The following is a 16,734-nucleotide window of genomic DNA, read 5'->3' on the forward strand; positions in this document are numbered from 1 at the left end:
TCGATGACCGGCGCACGCCCGCCACTCACACCCCGAGCACAATGAGCCCCGCCCGCCAACCCGGTATACTTCGGCCTCCGCACAGCACGCTGCCGCCCGAGCGCAGTGTGCGCAGACAGGAGACGACCTTGAAGCGAAAAATGCCGGCGCTCAACGCTCTCAAAGCGTTCGAGGCGGCAGGCACGAGCGGTAGTTTCACGCGCGCGGCCGAACTGCTGAACGTCACGCAAAGCGCGGTCAGCCGGCAAGTGCGCCAGCTCGAGGAACAGCTCGGCGAAACCCTGCTCGAACGACACCATCACCGGCTCGAACTGACCGCCGCCGGCCGCGCGCTGCTGCGCACGCTGCAGCAGTCGTTCGACCGCATCGAACTGTCGGTGCGCGCGATCCAGCAGAAAAGCAATCTGAACCGGCTGCGCGTGAACGTGCCGCCGACCTTCGCGAGCCGCTGGCTGGTGCCGCGCCTCGGGCGATTGCGCGATAAGCATCCGGAACTCGAGCTGAGCCTGACCACGCGTCTGCAGGACAGCCTTGCCGATTCGACCGCGCTCGACTGCGCGATCCGCTTCGGCGACGGCGAATGGGAAGGTCTCGAAAGCTCGCTGCTGATGCATGAACAGCACGTCGCGGTCTGCTCGCCGGCGCTGCTCGAAAGCCACGCCGTCGGCGCCGACGGCCCGATCTCACTCGATCTGGGCAACTACACGCTGCTGCACGTACTGGCGGGCGATAACCAGCGCTATCTGACGTGGCGCCATTGGCTAGATGCTGCGGGTATCGAAGGCGTCGATACGTCCGGCGGCTATGAATTCGATCTGCTCGACCACGCGATTCGCGCGGCGCTCGAAGGGCTCGGTATTACGATCGCCGATCGCAATATGATCGGACCCGAACTCGCACGCGGGGAACTGGTGCAAGTGCTCGACGTGCACGTCGAAGGGCGGCAGTCTTACTGGTTTGTGGTGCGGCCCGAGCAGAAGATCTACGGGCCGCTGCAGCGGTTTCGCGAGTGGCTGCTGGAAGAGATGGCGGGTTCGGTGCGTTAGTCGGCATGCTGCACCTGCGGCGTGCTGCGCAGGCCGTCGGGAAGCGCTCGCCATGCGCTCTTCAGCACCCGACGTGAGCTAGCCGTGCAGCGCGTCCACTCCGCCTCAGGACGACACCACCGCTTCGCCTCGCTGAACCGCCGCCGCTGCGCCTTGCACCGACCGCGGCGTCTGCGCCGCCACCTGCTGCTGCGCATCGTCGAGAATCATCTGCGCGCCCTTCTCCGCGACCATCATCGTCGCGGCATTCGTGTTGCCCGACGTGATGTTCGGGAAAATCGACGCATCGACGATACGCAATCCGTCGATACCATGCACGCGCAACCGCGCATCGACCACCGACGTGCGCGCATCCGGCCCCATCGCGCAGCTGCCGCACAGGTGATAGATCGAACCGCTGTTCTCGCGGAAGTACTGCAGCATGCCCGCTGCGTCACGCACTTCACCGGCCGGCGTCACCTCTTCCACCGTGATGTCGCGCAGCGCCGGCGCGCGCATCAGCTTGCGCACCAGCTGGCTGCCGCGCACCACCTGGTTGCGGTCTTCCTCGGTCGACAGATAGTTGCCGCGAATCAGCGGCGCATCGGCCGCGCGCGGCGACGCGATCTCGACCGAGCCGCGGCTGGTCGGACGGCACGGATTGAATGCGACGAGAAAGCCCGAATACGGTTCCGGCGTCAGTGAAGCGCGGCTCGACTTTGGAATCCGGTACGACAGCGGATTGAAGTAGACCTGCATATCCGGATCGGTGTCTTCGTGCGGCCGCGTGCGGAAGAAACCGCCCGACTGGTTCACGCTCATCGAGAACGGGCCTTTGCGGCGCAGTACGTATTGCAGGCCGAATTTCAGCTTGCCGAACCAACTGCTGAAATCGTCGTTCAGCGTGCGGATACGCGCGCGGTAGTAGTAGCTGACGCACAGATGGTCCTGCAGGTTCTGGCCCACCGCCGGCAGCTCGTGCACCACGTCGATACCATGCCGCTGCAGCAGCGCGCGCGGGCCGACGCCCGACAGTTGCAGCAGCTTCGGCGAATCGACCGCACCGGCCGCGACGATTACTTCGCGCGTCGCATGGAACGTGCGCGTCGCACCGTTCTGGCTGATCTCGACACCGCTGGCACGGCGCTCGCCTTGTACGCCGCTAAACAGCACGCGCGTCGTCTGCGCATGATGCTCGATCGTCAGATTCGGCCGGCTGCCCGCGCGATGCAGATATGCGACGCTGCTCGAATCGCGGCGGCCGTCGCGCGTATTGACGTCATAGATGCCGACACCTTCCAGACGCGCACCGTTGAAATCATGATTGCGCTCGTAGCCCAGCTGCTCGGAGCCCTTGATAAAGTGCCCGCAGATCGGATGCGCGCCGTCCTTCATCGACGTGATGCGCACCGGGCCGTCCGCGCCGTGAAACTCGGTGTCGCCGGCCTCGTGCGACTCGAGTTTGCGGAAATACGGCAGCACGTCGCGATACGACCAGCCTGGGTTGCCTGCTGCGGCCCAATCATCGTAATCGCGCGCGGCGCCGCGCACGTAGATCATCGCGTTGATCGAGCCCGACCCGCCCTGCACCTTGCCGCGCGGACAGTAGATCGAACGTCCGGCGAGCTCGGCTTCCGGCTCGCTGTAGTACATGTAGTTGTAGGTCGGGTGGTAGTACAGCTTCGCAAAGCCGATCGGAATGCGGAACCACAGCGATTTGTCCGGACCGCCCGCTTCCAGCAGTAGCACCGAATGGCGCCCCGATGCGGACAAGCGTTCGGCCAGAATGCAGCCGGCCGACCCCGCGCCGACGATGATGTAGTCGTAGTTCATCAGTCAGGCTCCGCTGGTTAGCCGCGCGCCGGCGACACGTCTTTGACGTCGGCCGGATGGTCCTGCATCTGCAGGTGCAGGCGCGTTCCGGTGTAGGGCGAATGCGCGCGCACCACGTCCATATCGAGTTCGACGCCGAGGCCGGGTTCCTGCGATGGGATCAGATAGCCGTCTTCCCATTGCAGCGGCTTTTTCAGGATCTGCGCGTGGAAGCCATCCCACGTACCGATACTTTCCTGGATCAGGAAGTTCGGCGTGCACGCGGCCAGCTGGATACTGGCGGCCGCGCCGATCGGGCCGTTGTACAGATGCGGCGCGATCTGCGCGTAGTACACCTCGGCCAGGCTCGCGATCTTCTTCGCTTCGAGCAGGCCGCCGACGCGGCCGACGTTCATCTGCAGGATCGACGCCGCGCCGCTGTCGAGCAGGCGGAAGAATTCGTACTTGGTGGTGAGACGCTCGCCGGCTGCGATCGGAATGCTGGTGTGCTTCGCGACTTCGCCCATCGCGCGCTCCTGACCCGGTGGCACCGGTTCTTCGAACCACAGCGGGTCGTATTTTTCGAGGCGTTTGGCGAGGCGGATCGCGGACGACGGCACCATCTGGCCATGCGTGCCGAACAGCAGGTCGCAGCGCGAGCCGACTGCTTCGCGGATGCGCCGGCAGAACAGCTCGCAACGCTCCAGCACTTCCATCGAAAGCTGGTGCCCAGAGTACGCGGTGTACGGGCCGGCCGGATCGAACTTCACCGCGGTAAAGCCGAGGTCCGCGTTTTGCAGCGCGCATTGCGCTGCGAGATCCGGATCGGAGTAGTCGTACTCGCCTTGACTGTTCTTCGGGTACAGGTACGTGTACGAGCGCAGCCGGTGGTTCACGATTCCGCCGAGCAGTTCGTACACCGGCTTGCCGGCCGCCTTGCCGATGATGTCCCAGCACGCCATTTCGAGGCCGCTGACTACGCCCATCATCGTCAGATCGGGGCGCTGCGTGAAGCCGCTCGAATACGCTTCGCGGTACAGGCGCTCGACGTGATGTGGATCGTGGTCGAGCAGATAGCGCGTGAACACGTCTTCGATGATGGGCACCATCGTGTCGGGATGGAACGTCGACGCGTAGATTTCGCCGACGCCTTCGATGCCGGTATCGGTCTCTAACGTGACGAAGATCCAGTACATGCCGCCCAGATGCGGCGGCGGAACGGCGACGACGTGCGTCTGCAGGGAAACGACTTTCATGATGTCAGGCGGATTTCGAGTGGGTCATGTGTTTGAGCGCGAGCGCGGCGATCCAGCCCAGCGCGCCGATCACGGCGACATACGCGAAGTAGATCTGGTAGCCGACGAGGCCCGCAAAGCGCTGCGTGATGTAGCCGTTGATCAGCGGCAGGAAAATATCCGACGAGTAACCGATCAGCGATACGAGGCCGATTGCGAGGCCGGTAATGCGCATGGGGATGTTGCAGTGGTCGAGCAGCGTCCAGTACAGGCCGCGGATCGCGTAGGTCATCACGCCGATAAACAGCACGACGATAGCAAGCACGGTGACGCTGCGCAGCGACGGCAGCAGGATCAGGCCGACCAGACCGAGCACGGCGAGGAACAGTGCGTAGGTCAGCACACGCAGGTTCGACAGGCGGTCGCCGAGATAGCCGCCGCCGATGCCGCCGATTGGCCGCATCCATAGCTTCAGCGTGGTGACCACGCCGGCCATCACGACGCTCATGTGCAGATCGCCTTGTTGCAGGTACGCGGAGAAGCTGTAGGTGGCCCAGAAGATCTGGTAGCCGCAGAACACGACGGCGGCAACCAGCCACAGTTGCGGGATCGCGGCGAGCATCTTCAGGTCTTGCCACAGGTTGCTTTCTTTTTCCGCTGCTGCGGCGGCTTCTGTTGCAGACTGTTGCGGATCCTTGAAGAAACTCATCAGCACGCCGATACCGATGCAGACGAACGAGTACATGTAGATCACGTGGCGCAGGCCGGTGGCCGTTGCGTGCGGGTCGGAACGCGTGGCGGCGGCGAACAGGCCGAGCGCGATGGTTGCGAGCAGCGCTTCGACGAGGCCGCGGCCACCGTCGAGCAGGCCGAAGAAGCGGCCTTGTTCGTGCGCGCCGGCGATCATCCGTACGCGCTTTAACACCGACGCCCAGAAGGTCAGGCCGGTGGTCAAACCCCAGCCGCAGAAGATCGCGAGCAGGACGGGGAAGGATGGCGCGGTCGAATAGCACAGGCCGAGTATGCCGGTTGCGACTAGCGAAAAGCAGATCAGGAAGCGCGGCGCCATGCGGTCGGCGAGCCAGCCGCTTGGCAGATAGCTGAGGAAGAACACGAAGCCGAGCACCGAGTACAGGTAGCCGAGTTGCGCGTTGTCGATCGCGAAGACCTCGAGCATCGTCGTTTGATACACCTGGCGCAGATACAGGATCGGATAGATCGCGCCGGCGGCCAGCACCAGCAGTAGCAATTGCACGTAGCGGCGTGAGGTCGTAGCAGTGACCGTCGTGGCCGCGGCGGCGGGTGACGCGTGCGATGCAGCCGGTGTGGGGGCGGCGCGCGTTGCGGCGCGGCTAAAAGTCTTGTCCAAGGTGTAGCTCCTGCGAGCGAGGCACGCTGCCGCAAGCGCATGGCTTGTCGTGCGGCGGCCTTGTCTCCGATAATCGTTGTTGGTTTGTGTGCCGGGGGCGCGTGAGGTTGTTTCGGGTTTGCTTCGAGGTTTGTCTCAGGGTCTACCTCGGGGCTTACCTCGCGTCTTACCTGTCACGCGCGACGGCGGGTTCTGTGGGCGGACTGTGTGTCGATCCGCCCGTTGCGGCTTTAGAACGGCATCACCACGAGACGCGTTTGCGTGAATTCGAGCATGCCGTGCTTGCCGTCATCGCCGCCGAGACCCGACCGCTTCCAGCCGGCATGGAAGCCCTGGTATGGGTCCGCAGGTGTACGGTTCACGTACAGTTCGCCCGCTTCGATTTCGTTCGCGGCGCGCAGCGCGCTGCGATAGCGCTCCGTGTACAGCACCGACGACAGACCGAACTGATGGTCGTTGGCCATTTGCAGCGCTTCGTCGAGCGTGTTGTAGCTGATCACCGGCAGCACCGGCCCGAACACCTCTTCGCGCACGATTTCCATGTCCTGACGGCAGTGGGATAGCAGCGTCGGCGGGTAGAAATGTCCGTTGCCGGCCGGCAGAAAACCACCGGTTTCGACGCGCGCGCCTTCGGCCTTTGCGCGTTCGACCATCTTGTGCACCGTGTCGCGTGCCTGCGCATTGACGAGCGGGCCCATACGGGTGGCGTCGCCGGTGCGGTCGCCGAATTGAACGGCAGCCATCTTTTCCTTCAGCAGCGCGAGGAAGCGGTCGTGCACGTCCTGCTGTACGTACACGCGTTCAACGGCCGTGCAAAGCTGGCCGCAGTGCGTGGTCTTCGAACGGACGATGGCGGATGCCGCGGCCTCGAGGTCGGCATCGGCTTCGATGATGGCAGGGGTTTTCCCGCCGAGTTCGAGCGACGGCTTCGCGATGTTCTGCTTGCAGTAGTCGAGCACCTTGCGGCCCGCGTTGACGCTGCCCGTCAACGTGATCATGCCGATCGACGGATGCGTGCACAGCACGGCCGCGGTGTCGTGATCCATTGCGAGGATGTTGACGAGGCCGTTCGGCAAGGCCGCCTGCTCTACCGCGCGCGCCACTTCGAAGGCCGAGCACGGCGTGTTGTTGCTCGGGCGCACTACCACCGCGTTGCCGGCAATCAACGCCGGCGCGATCTTGCGCAGCAGCGTGTAGACCGGGTAGTTGAACGGAATCAGACACGCGACGACGCCGATCGGCTCACGCATCAGCAACAGGTTTTCGTTCGGGCTGTCGCTCGGGATCACCTCGCCTTCGATGCGGCGCGCCCATTGCGCGTGATAGCGCAGGATTTCGGCAGCGTAGACCGCTTCGGAGCTGGCGTCCGCGAGGCTCTTGCCGGATTCGGCGGCGAGCGCGGCGCCGATCTGCGCGGAACGCTCGACGAGTGCGTCGGCGAAGCGGTTGAGGTGCGTGGCGCGGTCGGCGGCTGGGAGCTTGCGCCATGCACGTTGTGCGGTGGTGGCGGCGGCTATTGCTTTGCTGACGTCGGCCGCTGTCGCGGCACTGACGTGACCGATCAGGTCTTCGGTGGCCGGGTTGAATACGGCGATTCGCTCGCCGTCGGACGGGATGAATTGCCCATCGATGAAATTGCGGTCTGAACGCATTGTCTCGCTGCCTGTTTGGTCTGATTTCGCTTGCTGCTTCAAGGTCGAGGCGCCGACGGGTCGACGCTCGATGCGCAGCGGATGGCGGCAGTATTGGTCGCGGGCTCAGGCAGCACAAACGATTAAATGTCGACGCGAGTATGAGAAAAACGAATGCTTCGATGTGGGTGCACGGCAGCGGATGGTCTGGCTGAATTGACTCGCCTTCCGACTGGGTATCACGGCGCCGTGATGGCAGGCGTGGGGCCGGGTGCGACGGTGTATGTGGCGGGCACGGGCCCGGAGTTTGAAGGCCGCGGCTTGAGCGTTCGCTGATACTGCAACGCTTGACGCTCGATCACCGCGGGTCGGGAAGCTGCTGTCGACATGGCTTGTCGTCAGCAGCTTCCTTCCGGGGTTGGCTTTTGCCGGTTGTGCGCTTTGTCCGGATTCTGCCCTTCGCTGTTGCAACCGCGTCAATCCGTGCCGAATCTTGGCGACCGGGGGCCGTACAACAGCCCGTTCGGCGGACCCGCGTTCAGCAGGCGGCTGCTAGTGAGCGCGGCCACATCGCGACTCTCGTCGGTCAATGAATGCGCGGCCTGCTTGACCGCCGCCTGGACCAGCATGCTGACCAAACCGCTGCCGACGCTGATGTTCGTCCCCACCTCCTTGCCGGTCGCACGTCCGCTGCCTTGCCACAACACGTCGCCGGTCTTCAGATCGACCAGTTTCGCCGATGCGGCCACCACGGTTGTACTGTCGACAACCTGGTACACCGAGCCGTATTGCGTGACCTTCGGATAAAGCACCGCATCGGCACCGAAGATTTCACGAAGCTTCGCGGGCGATACGGTCTGAATCTCTGCGGCTGCAGTCAGGCCATTCTGCTTGAAGGTTTCGTCCATCACCGCAACGGGCACGACGTAGTAGCCGGCTTCGGCCAGCGGCATCGTCAGTTGCGACAGCACGCCGTAGGTAGCGGTGACATCGGTGGTCTCGTTGACTGGCGGCAGCACGAGGATCGAGCGCGGCCGGCTGTTTTTGAAGGCCGTGTAATCGACATGTTGCGCGGTAGTCACGCAGGCGGTGAGCAACGCGAGCGTCGACAACGCCACCATGAGTCTCAGGGTAGAAAATTTGAACATGGGTCGGTGCTCACAGAGGTTTCGATTTTTTCTTCATCAGGAAATCCATGTAGGCCGACGACTCGGGGAATAACTCCTTTTCGGCCTCGAATTCCTGCATCGCCTGCCCGCTCTTGCCTACGCTTGCGTACAACATGCCCAGTTGCGCGTGAAAACCGGGCGGCGGCTTGTTGCCCTTTGCGCGAATCTGCTGCAGCGACTGCTCGAGTGCATCGATCTGCGCAGCGGACCCTGTTTGCCCTTTGAAGTATTCGTAGACCTGCGGCTGGTATGCGCCCCATTGATAAATTGCAGGGCTCTGCTTCGCCGCGCACCCGGTTAGCAGCATCATGCTGGCCAGAATGACCGGTGCTGGTGCAGCAGCTTTGCGCTTGGTTTCTTGCTTCATGATTCGACTCGCCCGTTATCGTTGACGTGGTTGTGCAAGGCGCTAGCGCGCAGGCTGCAGTGCGCCGGAATCGACCTGCGAGGTAAGCCGGTTCACCGCTTCCTGAATGGCCAGCGTCAGTACCTTGCCGTTCAATGTCGAGTCGTAGCCTGCGGAGCCGCCGAAGCCGATTACCTCGCGGTTGGACAGGCTGTATTCACCCGCGCCCTGGCTCGACAGCACCACTTCGGAGGTGGTTATGTCGACGATGTTCAGGCTGACTTTTGCGTAGGCAACCTGGCTCTTGCCGCGTCCGAGAATGCCGAACAGTTGCTGATCGCCGACTTCCTTGCGGCCGAACTCGGTCACGTCGCCAGTGACGACAAAGTTCGCGCCTTTCAGCGTCTGGCCTTTCTTCAAGAGGACGGCTTCCTGGTGGATCTCTTCCAGGTTGTCGCGTTCGAGCACGTTGAAGCGGCCGCTTTCCTGTAGCGAAGTCAGCAGGATGGTTTTTGCCTGACCGCCAAGGCGGTCGATGCCGTCGGTGAAGATGCCACGCATGTAGCTTGAGCGGTTGTCGAACTTGCCGATGGCGATGGCAACGCGTGCGCCGGTGTATGGCGTTTGGGCGCTGCTGAGAGGCGCGACGGGTAGCGAGCGCGAGGCCTCGGTCGCGCATCCTGCGAGCGCGGCGGTTATGGCAAGCGTGCTCAGCACGTGATGGGTTTTTAGCTTTCTGTTGCAACCGGGTGGAAGCCGGTGGATCGGATTTTTCATTGTTCAATGCTCCGGTTTACTAACTTTCATCAAGTTGGTAAACCTACTGGAAATCCAGTCGATTCTCTGTCAAGAAATGTCAAGGCATGGCTAGCTCGCAACAGCTTGTGGAAATTCGACCTTTTCTGATGGCGGAGGTAGAGACCTTGTGCATTGGTCGATGCGTTGCTCGCACTGGAACGCCCGTGTGCTTGCAGTGTTTTGTCTCGTTTTGCTTGTCGCCAATCGATGGAGATTCTCGTTATAGTTCGAGCGCAACGCACCTCGATGAATTTTCCAAATGCACGCCAAGGGCATTATCAAGACCACGTTTCCGATCGACTCGGAAACCATCCTTCTGCTGGACAAAGTGGCCGATCTGCGCGAGAAGTGCGCGCGGCTGACAACGAGTGTTGGCCCGGCGTCTCGCACGGCTCTGGCTCCGTTGCTGCGTGCAATGAACTCTTATTACACAAATAAGATAGAAGGCCAACACACGTTTCCAGCGGATCTGGAAGCCGCCATTCAACACAGATTCTCCGATCAGGATGAGGTTCATCGACGTCAGATTTTGGCCATCGCTCACATGGACCTCGAGGAAGCGTTAGAGCCCATCGCGTTGCGTGCGTCGTGGGCAGAGCAATTCACGCCGCAGTGGATTTGCCGCATCCACAAAGATCTGTACACGCAGTTGCCCGAGGAATCACGTGTAATTCTGGACTCACAAGGTCAAGCGCGAGGCTTTCTCGAACCCGGCGCGTTGCGCGCCATCGAGGTGACGGTCGGCGCTCATCGCGCTCCGCCCGTTGACCTGCTTCCAGACCTTCTCAGGCACTTCGCGTTCCGCTATGGCGTTGAGAATGCGAGCACGAACAGCAAGCTGCTAGCGGCGGGCGCGTCGTTGCACCGACTGTCGTGGATACATCCGTTTGCCGATGGCAATGGACGCATCAGCAGGTTGCAAAATCACCTATTGCTTGCGCACCTACAATTGACCAACGGACTTTGGTCGCCGATGCGCGGCCTCGCGCGGAGTCAGGCCGAATACTACGCGGCGCTCGGAGAGGCCGATCAGCCGCGCCGCAACGATACGGACGGCAGAGGCAACCTGAGTTCGCGCGGGCTTACGCACTTCATTTCTTTCTGGCTCGACGCGTGTCTCGATCAGGTGGCCTTCATGTCAACCCAGCTTGACTTCGAAAGCCTCGAGTATCGGTACAACAGCTTCGCGCTACAGATCACGCATGATTTTGGCCGAAGCATGTCGCAAGGCAGAGGCGCAATTGCCCCCGAGCCGCTAGGCCGCGCGCTATACCGGCTGTTCCAGTTTGGCAGGCTGGAACGCGGCGAGTTTAAAGCCATGCTGAATGCAGCGGACCGTACTGCGTCGCGCATGCTCGCTCACCTGCTCGACCTACGCATGGTGCGAAGCGGCAGTCGGGTCGGTCCGCTCGAACCCGGTCTGCCATTTTTCAGCTTGAGATTCCTTTTTCCGGGGCTGTGGCCGGAAGCGGAAAACATTCCTGTGCCGGAGACGGATAAAGCGAGCGAGTAGGCTCGATGGTTACTTGGGAGCGCGCTTGCATTTTCCACCGAGACGAAGCCCGCTCGCGTCCGGGTCAACTCGCAAAACTCGCGATCGATTCTGAGGGCAACTTCGCTTGATACCTCTTGCGCGCTTCGCTCAAGATGCCTTGCCATTCGACGTCACTCAGCCGCTCCTTGATAATCGAGATGATCACTTCTCCGAGGTCCCGTTTCTGTCTGCCGCCCAACTGACCATTGAGAATGCGCAACTCGCGTTGTAGCGCATTCACGCGCGCCTTCGCCTTACGGTGTGCGGAAATCCCTCTCGGGAAGCGCTGGACAGACTGCTCAGCCGCCGCGAGCGCTCGACGCAAATTCGCGCGTTGCTGCTCGGGCGATTCGTTCTCGTGCGCTACACGATGTGATGACACGACTGAAATAACATTAGCCTTCCTTGGGCAATTTAAAACCTGATTCATGACGCGATCTCCCGTGCGAATAAAACGCACCCGGGGCTCCGACGCCAATCGGGTGGCCGGGCGCATGGCAAGGTTGGCGTACCGGCGCACGAGAAAACCGGCGAGCGCAAGCGCTCCCTCACCAAGGCCCGACCATAGACACTTGATGAACAGGCGATGAACCACCAGTTGGCGGTTACATGCCTCGTGCGATATCCGGACGCCAATCCAGGGTCACGATGTCTTCGCGACCCGTGAAATATAGCGCCGAAGGACTTGCCACCGATCAACCAGTACGTTGAGATTGCACTCGAACAAGTGCACGACAGTCTACAAAGCGTTGCTTAAGCTTTGCAACCTGTCAGCGACAAAGGTCAAAGCAATGTCGAAGCAATTTTCCGATGCGACGCTCGCGAACGGATAGGAAGTGGAGATTTGCAAGCATGGCTAAACTTGCACTCGCGCCATCGAAGGATGGCAGCAGTGAGCAAAGCAAAAACCACCACGTACCAAATCCTCATGAAAAGGAATGATCGCAAGACAATCCAAGTGGATGAATCGACGGCACTCGCGGCAGCATACGCACTGGCACAACAGATGTTTGAAGTTGGCGGCATCGACAAGAAAACGATGCGCGAATTTGACCATCTGTGCCTTCCGGAAGACCACACTTCAGCGGCCCGGTGATCGTCAAGAAGCCAGGCAAGACTGACGCCACAAGCTGAATCGAGCGGACGCGGACGTTAGAAATAGCCGCTAGGCAAGTTCTTTCTTACCCCCACTTTCACCCCCATTGCGTAGGTCAATTTTGGGGGTACCAGCCGAATCCGAAGAACCGCAGAAAAAACAAAACCCCGTAAGTCCGAGAACTTACGGGGTTCCACCGCCATTGCTGGCGGAGACGGAGGGATTCGAACCCTCGATCCAGGTTTTGGCCCAGATGCTCCCTTAGCAGGGGAGTGCCTTCGACCTCTCGGCCACGTCTCCCAAACCTTCGCTCGCGCCAGGGAGGCAGCGCGACGAAGCCAAGATAATAGCGGGTTCAGGCTGACAGGTCAAACTCCGATACACACTTTTTATGCCAGGCGTGTCACCCGTCTGTCATGCCTGCGGCCGCCAGCCGCTTGCGCGTTGCCCGAACCTCGACCCGGACAACCCGCGATCCATCAACCCACTACCCCATCAAGCCTGATCGAGCTCGAACGCCTTGTGCAGCGCGCGTACTGCCAGTTCCATATACTTCTCGTCGATCAGCACCGAAATCTTGATTTCGGAAGTCGAGATCATCTGGATGTTGATGCCCTCTTCCGACAGCGTGCGGAACATCGTGCTCGCAATGCCGACGTGCGAGCGCATGCCCACGCCCACCACCGATACCTTCGACACCTTCGGGTCGCCCAGCACCTGCTCCGCGCTGATGTGGCTCTTCACCTGGCCGTTGAGGATCTCCATCGCGCGCTGGTAATCGCCGCGGCCCACCGTGAACGTGAAGGCCGTCTTGCCGTCGACGCTCTGGTTCTGGATGATCATGTCGACGTCGATGTTCGCCTCGGCCACCGGGCCGAGAATCTGGTACGCGATGCCGGGCTTGTCGGGCACACCCATCACCGCGATGCGGGCTTCATCCCGCTGGAATGCAATGCCCGAGATGACAGCTTTTTCCATGGTCTCGTCTTCTTCAAAGGTAATCAGGGTGCCGGACTTCATTTCCGTTTCGAGCGACATCATCGGATCGGTCAGGCTCGACAGCACGCGTGTCTTCACCTGGTATTTACCGGCGAATTCCACCGAGCGGATCTGCAGGACTTTCGAGCCGAGGCTCGCCATTTCCAGCATCTCCTCGAAGGTCACGCGATCGAGCCGCCGCGCTTCTTCCACCACGCGCGGGTCGGTCGTGTAGACGCCGTCGACGTCGGTGTAGATCAGGCATTCGTCCGCCTTGAGCGCCGCCGCCACCGCCACCGCCGACGTATCCGAACCGCCGCGGCCGAGCGTGGTGATGTGCCCTTCCGGATCGATGCCCTGGAAGCCGGTGATCACCACCACCTTGCCGGCATCGAGGTCGCGCAGCACGCGTTCGCCGTCGATGTCGCTGATGCGCGCCTTGGTGAAGGCGCTGTCGGTTTTGACCGGCACTTGCCAGCCGGTGTAGCTGACGGCGTCCACGCCCGCGTCCTGCAGCGCGATCGACAGCAGGCCCACGCTGACCTGTTCGCCGGTCGACGCGATCATGTCGAGTTCGCGCGGGTTCGGCTGCGCCGCAAGCTCTTTCGCGAGGCCGAGCAGGCGGTTGGTTTCGCCGGACATCGCCGATGGTACGACGACCATCTGGTGGCCGGCCTTGTGCCATTTCGCGACGCGCTTCGCGACGTTCTTGATGCGCTCCACCGAGCCCATCGAGGTACCGCCGTATTTGTGTACGATGAGTGCCATTGTCGTTCTGAACTGAATAGGAAACCGGGGCACGCGGGCGAGCGCGCTGAAGACAACCGCTCAGCACAAGGCGCACAACGTTCGGAATGACGGCGGGCGACAACAGGATGCAGGCGGTGGATGCAGCACGCGTGCACAACACGCGCGGATTTGCCTCGAAGAGCCGCAAGGCGCCTTGCTTACCGCCTCGACCGCGAATATCCGAACAGATCGCCAATAGGATCGATCAGGACCGGTGGGCCTCTTCGCAGTCGATCAACCGCGGCAAGCCTGCAACCGGACAAGGACCGTGATTAGGACCGTATTTCGTCGGGAAAGAGGTGCAAAACGACGTGAAAAGCAGCTCGAGCAAACAAGCTACCCTACCCGAAGCAGCACGAATTGACAAGTCAAAATTCCGCCAAAAAGGCTTGTGCAGGAAGGGTTTGCCGGGCGCAAACCGTTGCTGCGCGGCATGGCGCCGCGCTTTGTGTTCAGGCTAGCAGCAGGTCTTCGCGCCAGTCGACGCGGAGGTATCGGGCGCGCGGCACTCCTGCGGCGTCCGGCGATAAGCTCGCATCGGTGGACGCGCGATCGGATGGCGGCGCGTCATCCAGCGTGTTCAATGCTTCGAGCGCGGCGCGGTTCACGCCGAGCAGCGGCACGAACAGCAACTGCTCGCCGGCGAACAACAACGGCACATCGCGCTTCCACGACGGCACGCCGCGTTCCTGAAACAGGTTTTTCAACGTACGGTTCGGCCCATGCGCGTCGCAACGCATCCGCTCGCCGCCGCTGCGCGAACGCGCGTGAAGCGGCAAGCGCATCAGCAAGGTTGCCGGAATCGCATCCGGATCATCTTCGTCAGCGTCGGCAAACACGAATGTGCCGCGCCATTGCGGCAAGCGCCACACCGCTTCGCCGCGCCATGACAGCTTGCTGACCTCGCGCGCTGCGAGCACGGCTTCGTCGGCAGCGTCGGCGCTGTCGCCGGCCTCCCAATAGATTTGCCCGCGATAGCTGCGCAACGCCTGCCCCGCGTGATCGACACGCAAGCCGTGATCGTCGCCGACTTCGCGCAATTGCCGCAGTGCATCGGTCAGACGCGCGGTCGAGGCGGCCGGCAGGCCGAGCGTGCGCATCCAGTAGCGCAGCAGATTTTGCGCGCGGTCGTCGTCGAGCGTGAGTAGCGCCGCACGGTCTAGCGAGCGGCCGTCTTCGCTGGCGACGCTTTCCATATCGATGCGCGCGAGGTCGTCGACCAGCCGTTGCGCCGCGGCCGCATGCGCGGCCGCGCGCGCCAGTGCGTCGCGGAACCCGGGGAAATGCACGGCGAGCGGCGGCAGCACTTCATGGCGCAGCGCGTTGCGTGCGTAGCGCGTATCCGCATTCGATTCGTCGTCGATCCAGCGCAATCCGCGCGCACGCGCGTAGGCTTCCAGTTGTGCGCGCAACAGATGCAGCAGCGGCCGCGCGCGCACCGCCGCCGCGCCCGGCGGCCGGTACTCGTGCGCCATCGCCGCGAGACCGGCGAGCCCGGCACCGCGCAGCAGTTGCAGCAGCACCGTCTCCGCCTGATCGTCCGCATGCTGCGCGAGCCACAACTGCTGCACCTGGTGTTCGACACACAGCGCGTCGAGCGCACGATAACGCACGTCGCGCGCCGCTGCTTCGATGCTGACGCCGGCGCTCTTCGGCACGTCGACATGCCGCGACGCGAAGCCGACGCCAAGCGCCCGCGCGAACGCCTCGCCCTGCGCGAGCCAGCGGTCGGCATTCGGGCTGAGCCCGTGATGAACATGCAGCGCATAACATCGCGACGCGCCCGCCACCCGAGTCGTCGCTTCGAGCAGCACGGTCGAATCGAGTCCGCCGCTGAACGCGATCGCGATGCGCGCATCGTGGGGCAACGCGCGCAACGCAACGCCGACCGCCTCGAGAACGAGGTGGTCGGCGGAGGAATCGGCGGAGGGGGTCACGGTGAACGGCGCACGCGGCGCCACGCGAGATGAACGCGCCGGCTTATGCGCCCGGCGTCGTTTCCTTGAACTTGCCGTACGCCATCAGCCGGTCGAAGCGGCGCTGGCGCAGATCGTTGATGCTCATGCCCTGGAACTGCCGCAGCGAATCGGCGAGTGCGCGGCGCAGCATGGCGGCCATGCCCTTCGGATCGCGATGCGCGCCGCCCAACGGCTCGTTGATGATCTTGTCGATCAGATTGAGCGCCTTCAACCGATGTGCCGTCAGACCGAGCGCTTCGGCTGCTTCCGGCGCCTTCGCCGCGCTCTTCCACAGAATCGATGCGCAGCCTTCGGGCGAGATCACCGAGTAGGTCGAGAATTGCAGCATCAGCACGTTGTCGCCGACGGCGATCGCCAGTGCGCCGCCCGAGCCACCTTCGCCAATGATCGTCGAGATGATCGGCGTCTTCAGTTCGGCCATCACGTACAGATTGCGGCCGATCGCCTCGGACTGGCCGCGCTCTTCCGCGCCGATGCCCGGATACGCACCCGGTGTATCGATAAACGTGAACAGCGGCAGGCCGAACTTCTCGGCAAGGCGCATCAGCCGCTCGGCCTTGCGATAGCCTTCCGGACGCGGCATGCCGAAATTGCGCAGCGCGCGCTCTTTGGTGTCGCGGCCCTTCTGATGGCCGATCACCATGCACGGCTGGCCGTTGAAACGGGCGAGGCCGCCGACGATCGACAGGTCGTCCGAATACGAGCGGTCGCCATGCAGTTCGTGGAAATCCGTGAACAACTCGTTCACGTAGTCCATCGTGTACGGACGCTGCGGATGGCGCGCGATCTGGCAAACCTGCCACGGCGTCAGGTTCGCATAAAGATCTTTGGTGAGCTGCTGGCCTTTCTTCGACAGCCGCTCGATCTCTTCCGAAATATCGACGGCCGAATCGTCCTGCACGAAGCGTAATTCTTCGATTTTCGCTTCGAGCTCGGCGATGGGCTGCTCGAAATCCAGAAAGGTGGTCTTCAT

At 62.4% G+C, this 16,734-nt stretch carries 14 protein-coding genes and 1 tRNA gene; 3 read left to right on the forward strand and 12 right to left on the reverse strand.

Features of this window, described 5'->3' with window-relative positions:
- The first annotated feature begins 140 nt into the window (after positions 1-140).
- Positions 141-1,046: a LysR substrate-binding domain-containing protein gene (locus ACYVNQ_RS09915; RefSeq protein WP_460902687.1), complete on the forward strand. Its 906-nt coding sequence runs from the start codon at positions 141-143 to the stop codon at positions 1,044-1,046.
- Between the two features lie 105 nt (positions 1,047-1,151).
- On the opposite strand, the gene ACYVNQ_RS09920 is transcribed toward ACYVNQ_RS09915, so the two are convergent.
- The 7 genes from ACYVNQ_RS09920 to ACYVNQ_RS09950 form a co-directional block, all read right to left on the reverse strand.
- Positions 1,152-2,858, reverse strand: a complete 1,707-nt coding sequence (locus tag ACYVNQ_RS09920) for a GMC family oxidoreductase (RefSeq protein ID WP_460902304.1) — start codon at positions 2,856-2,858, stop codon at positions 1,152-1,154.
- A gap of 17 nt (positions 2,859-2,875) precedes the next feature.
- Positions 2,876-4,093 carry a mandelate racemase/muconate lactonizing enzyme family protein gene (locus tag ACYVNQ_RS09925; RefSeq protein WP_460902305.1) on the reverse strand — a complete coding sequence of 406 codons (1,218 nt, stop codon included), beginning with the start codon at positions 4,091-4,093 and terminating at the stop codon, positions 2,876-2,878.
- Between the two features lie 4 nt (positions 4,094-4,097).
- A complete protein-coding gene (locus ACYVNQ_RS09930; RefSeq protein ID WP_460902306.1) occupies positions 4,098-5,441 on the reverse strand; it encodes an MFS transporter in 1,344 nt (447 codons plus the stop codon).
- A gap of 230 nt (positions 5,442-5,671) precedes the next feature.
- On the reverse strand, positions 5,672-7,093 hold the full coding sequence (gene aldA, locus ACYVNQ_RS09935; RefSeq protein WP_460902307.1) for an aldehyde dehydrogenase: 1,422 nt from the start codon (positions 7,091-7,093) through the stop codon (positions 5,672-5,674).
- Positions 7,094-7,548: 455 nt separating this feature from the next.
- The gene (locus tag ACYVNQ_RS09940; protein ID WP_460902308.1) at positions 7,549-8,220 is read right to left on the reverse strand and encodes a DUF799 domain-containing protein; all 672 of its coding nucleotides are present in this window, start codon (positions 8,218-8,220) and stop codon (positions 7,549-7,551) included.
- Positions 8,221-8,230: 10 nt separating this feature from the next.
- Positions 8,231-8,608 carry a DUF4810 domain-containing protein gene (locus ACYVNQ_RS09945; protein WP_460902309.1) on the reverse strand — a complete coding sequence of 126 codons (378 nt, stop codon included), beginning with the start codon at positions 8,606-8,608 and terminating at the stop codon, positions 8,231-8,233.
- A gap of 42 nt (positions 8,609-8,650) precedes the next feature.
- Positions 8,651-9,364, reverse strand: coding sequence for a CsgG/HfaB family protein (locus tag ACYVNQ_RS09950; RefSeq protein ID WP_460902310.1), 714 nt, complete (start codon positions 9,362-9,364; stop codon positions 8,651-8,653).
- A 280-nt stretch (positions 9,365-9,644) separates the two neighbouring features.
- Here ACYVNQ_RS09950 and ACYVNQ_RS09955 point away from each other — a divergent pair, with 280 nt between their 5' ends.
- Positions 9,645-10,898: a Fic family protein gene (locus tag ACYVNQ_RS09955; protein WP_460902311.1), complete on the forward strand. Its 1,254-nt coding sequence runs from the start codon at positions 9,645-9,647 to the stop codon at positions 10,896-10,898.
- Positions 10,899-10,962: 64 nt separating this feature from the next.
- On the opposite strand, the gene ACYVNQ_RS09960 is transcribed toward ACYVNQ_RS09955, so the two are convergent.
- Positions 10,963-11,349: a hypothetical protein gene (locus tag ACYVNQ_RS09960; RefSeq protein WP_460902312.1), complete on the reverse strand. Its 387-nt coding sequence runs from the start codon at positions 11,347-11,349 to the stop codon at positions 10,963-10,965.
- Between the two features lie 462 nt (positions 11,350-11,811).
- Between ACYVNQ_RS09960 and ACYVNQ_RS09965 the strand changes: the two genes are divergently transcribed.
- Complete coding sequence (locus ACYVNQ_RS09965) at positions 11,812-12,015, forward strand: hypothetical protein (protein ID WP_460902313.1); 204 nt, start codon at positions 11,812-11,814, stop codon at positions 12,013-12,015.
- 206 nt (positions 12,016-12,221) lie between these two features.
- Here the strand turns inward: ACYVNQ_RS09965 and ACYVNQ_RS09970 are convergent.
- The 4 genes from ACYVNQ_RS09970 to ACYVNQ_RS09985 all read right to left on the reverse strand — a co-directional run bounded on the left by ACYVNQ_RS09970 (position 12,222) and on the right by ACYVNQ_RS09985 (position 16,734).
- Positions 12,222-12,315 (reverse strand) — tRNA-Ser (locus ACYVNQ_RS09970).
- A 195-nt stretch (positions 12,316-12,510) separates the two neighbouring features.
- Positions 12,511-13,761 carry an aspartate kinase gene (locus ACYVNQ_RS09975; RefSeq protein WP_460902314.1) on the reverse strand — a complete coding sequence of 417 codons (1,251 nt, stop codon included), beginning with the start codon at positions 13,759-13,761 and terminating at the stop codon, positions 12,511-12,513.
- 473 nt (positions 13,762-14,234) lie between these two features.
- Positions 14,235-15,719, reverse strand: coding sequence for a tRNA lysidine(34) synthetase TilS (gene tilS / locus ACYVNQ_RS09980; protein ID WP_460902315.1), 1,485 nt, complete (start codon positions 15,717-15,719; stop codon positions 14,235-14,237).
- 43 nt (positions 15,720-15,762) lie between these two features.
- Positions 15,763-16,734, reverse strand: a complete 972-nt coding sequence (locus ACYVNQ_RS09985) for an acetyl-CoA carboxylase carboxyltransferase subunit alpha (RefSeq protein ID WP_460902316.1) — start codon at positions 16,732-16,734, stop codon at positions 15,763-15,765.

It is taken from the genome of Paraburkholderia jirisanensis, from assembly GCF_054782355.1.

What these genes read in the sequence shown, in the direction of transcription:
- aldA (WP_460902307.1), bottom strand. Translation starts at nt 7,093, where the DNA reads ATGCGTTCAGACCGCAATTTCATCGATGGGCAATTCATCCCGTCCGAC.
- ACYVNQ_RS09955 (WP_460902311.1), top strand. Translation starts at nt 9,645, where the DNA reads ATGCACGCCAAGGGCATTATCAAGACCACGTTTCCGATCGACTCGGAA.
- ACYVNQ_RS09985 (WP_460902316.1), bottom strand. Translation starts at nt 16,734, where the DNA reads ATGAAGACCACCTTTCTGGATTTCGAGCAGCCCATCGCCGAGCTCGAA.
- ACYVNQ_RS09940 (WP_460902308.1), bottom strand. Translation starts at nt 8,220, where the DNA reads ATGTTCAAATTTTCTACCCTGAGACTCATGGTGGCGTTGTCGACGCTC.
- ACYVNQ_RS09960 (WP_460902312.1), bottom strand. Translation starts at nt 11,349, where the DNA reads ATGAATCAGGTTTTAAATTGCCCAAGGAAGGCTAATGTTATTTCAGTC.
- ACYVNQ_RS09915 (WP_460902687.1), top strand. Translation starts at nt 141, where the DNA reads ATGCCGGCGCTCAACGCTCTCAAAGCGTTCGAGGCGGCAGGCACGAGC.
- ACYVNQ_RS09925 (WP_460902305.1), bottom strand. Translation starts at nt 4,093, where the DNA reads ATGAAAGTCGTTTCCCTGCAGACGCACGTCGTCGCCGTTCCGCCGCCG.
- ACYVNQ_RS09950 (WP_460902310.1), bottom strand. Translation starts at nt 9,364, where the DNA reads ATGAAAAATCCGATCCACCGGCTTCCACCCGGTTGCAACAGAAAGCTA.
- ACYVNQ_RS09945 (WP_460902309.1), bottom strand. Translation starts at nt 8,608, where the DNA reads ATGAAGCAAGAAACCAAGCGCAAAGCTGCTGCACCAGCACCGGTCATT.
- ACYVNQ_RS09975 (WP_460902314.1), bottom strand. Translation starts at nt 13,761, where the DNA reads ATGGCACTCATCGTACACAAATACGGCGGTACCTCGATGGGCTCGGTG.
- ACYVNQ_RS09920 (WP_460902304.1), bottom strand. Translation starts at nt 2,858, where the DNA reads ATGAACTACGACTACATCATCGTCGGCGCGGGGTCGGCCGGCTGCATT.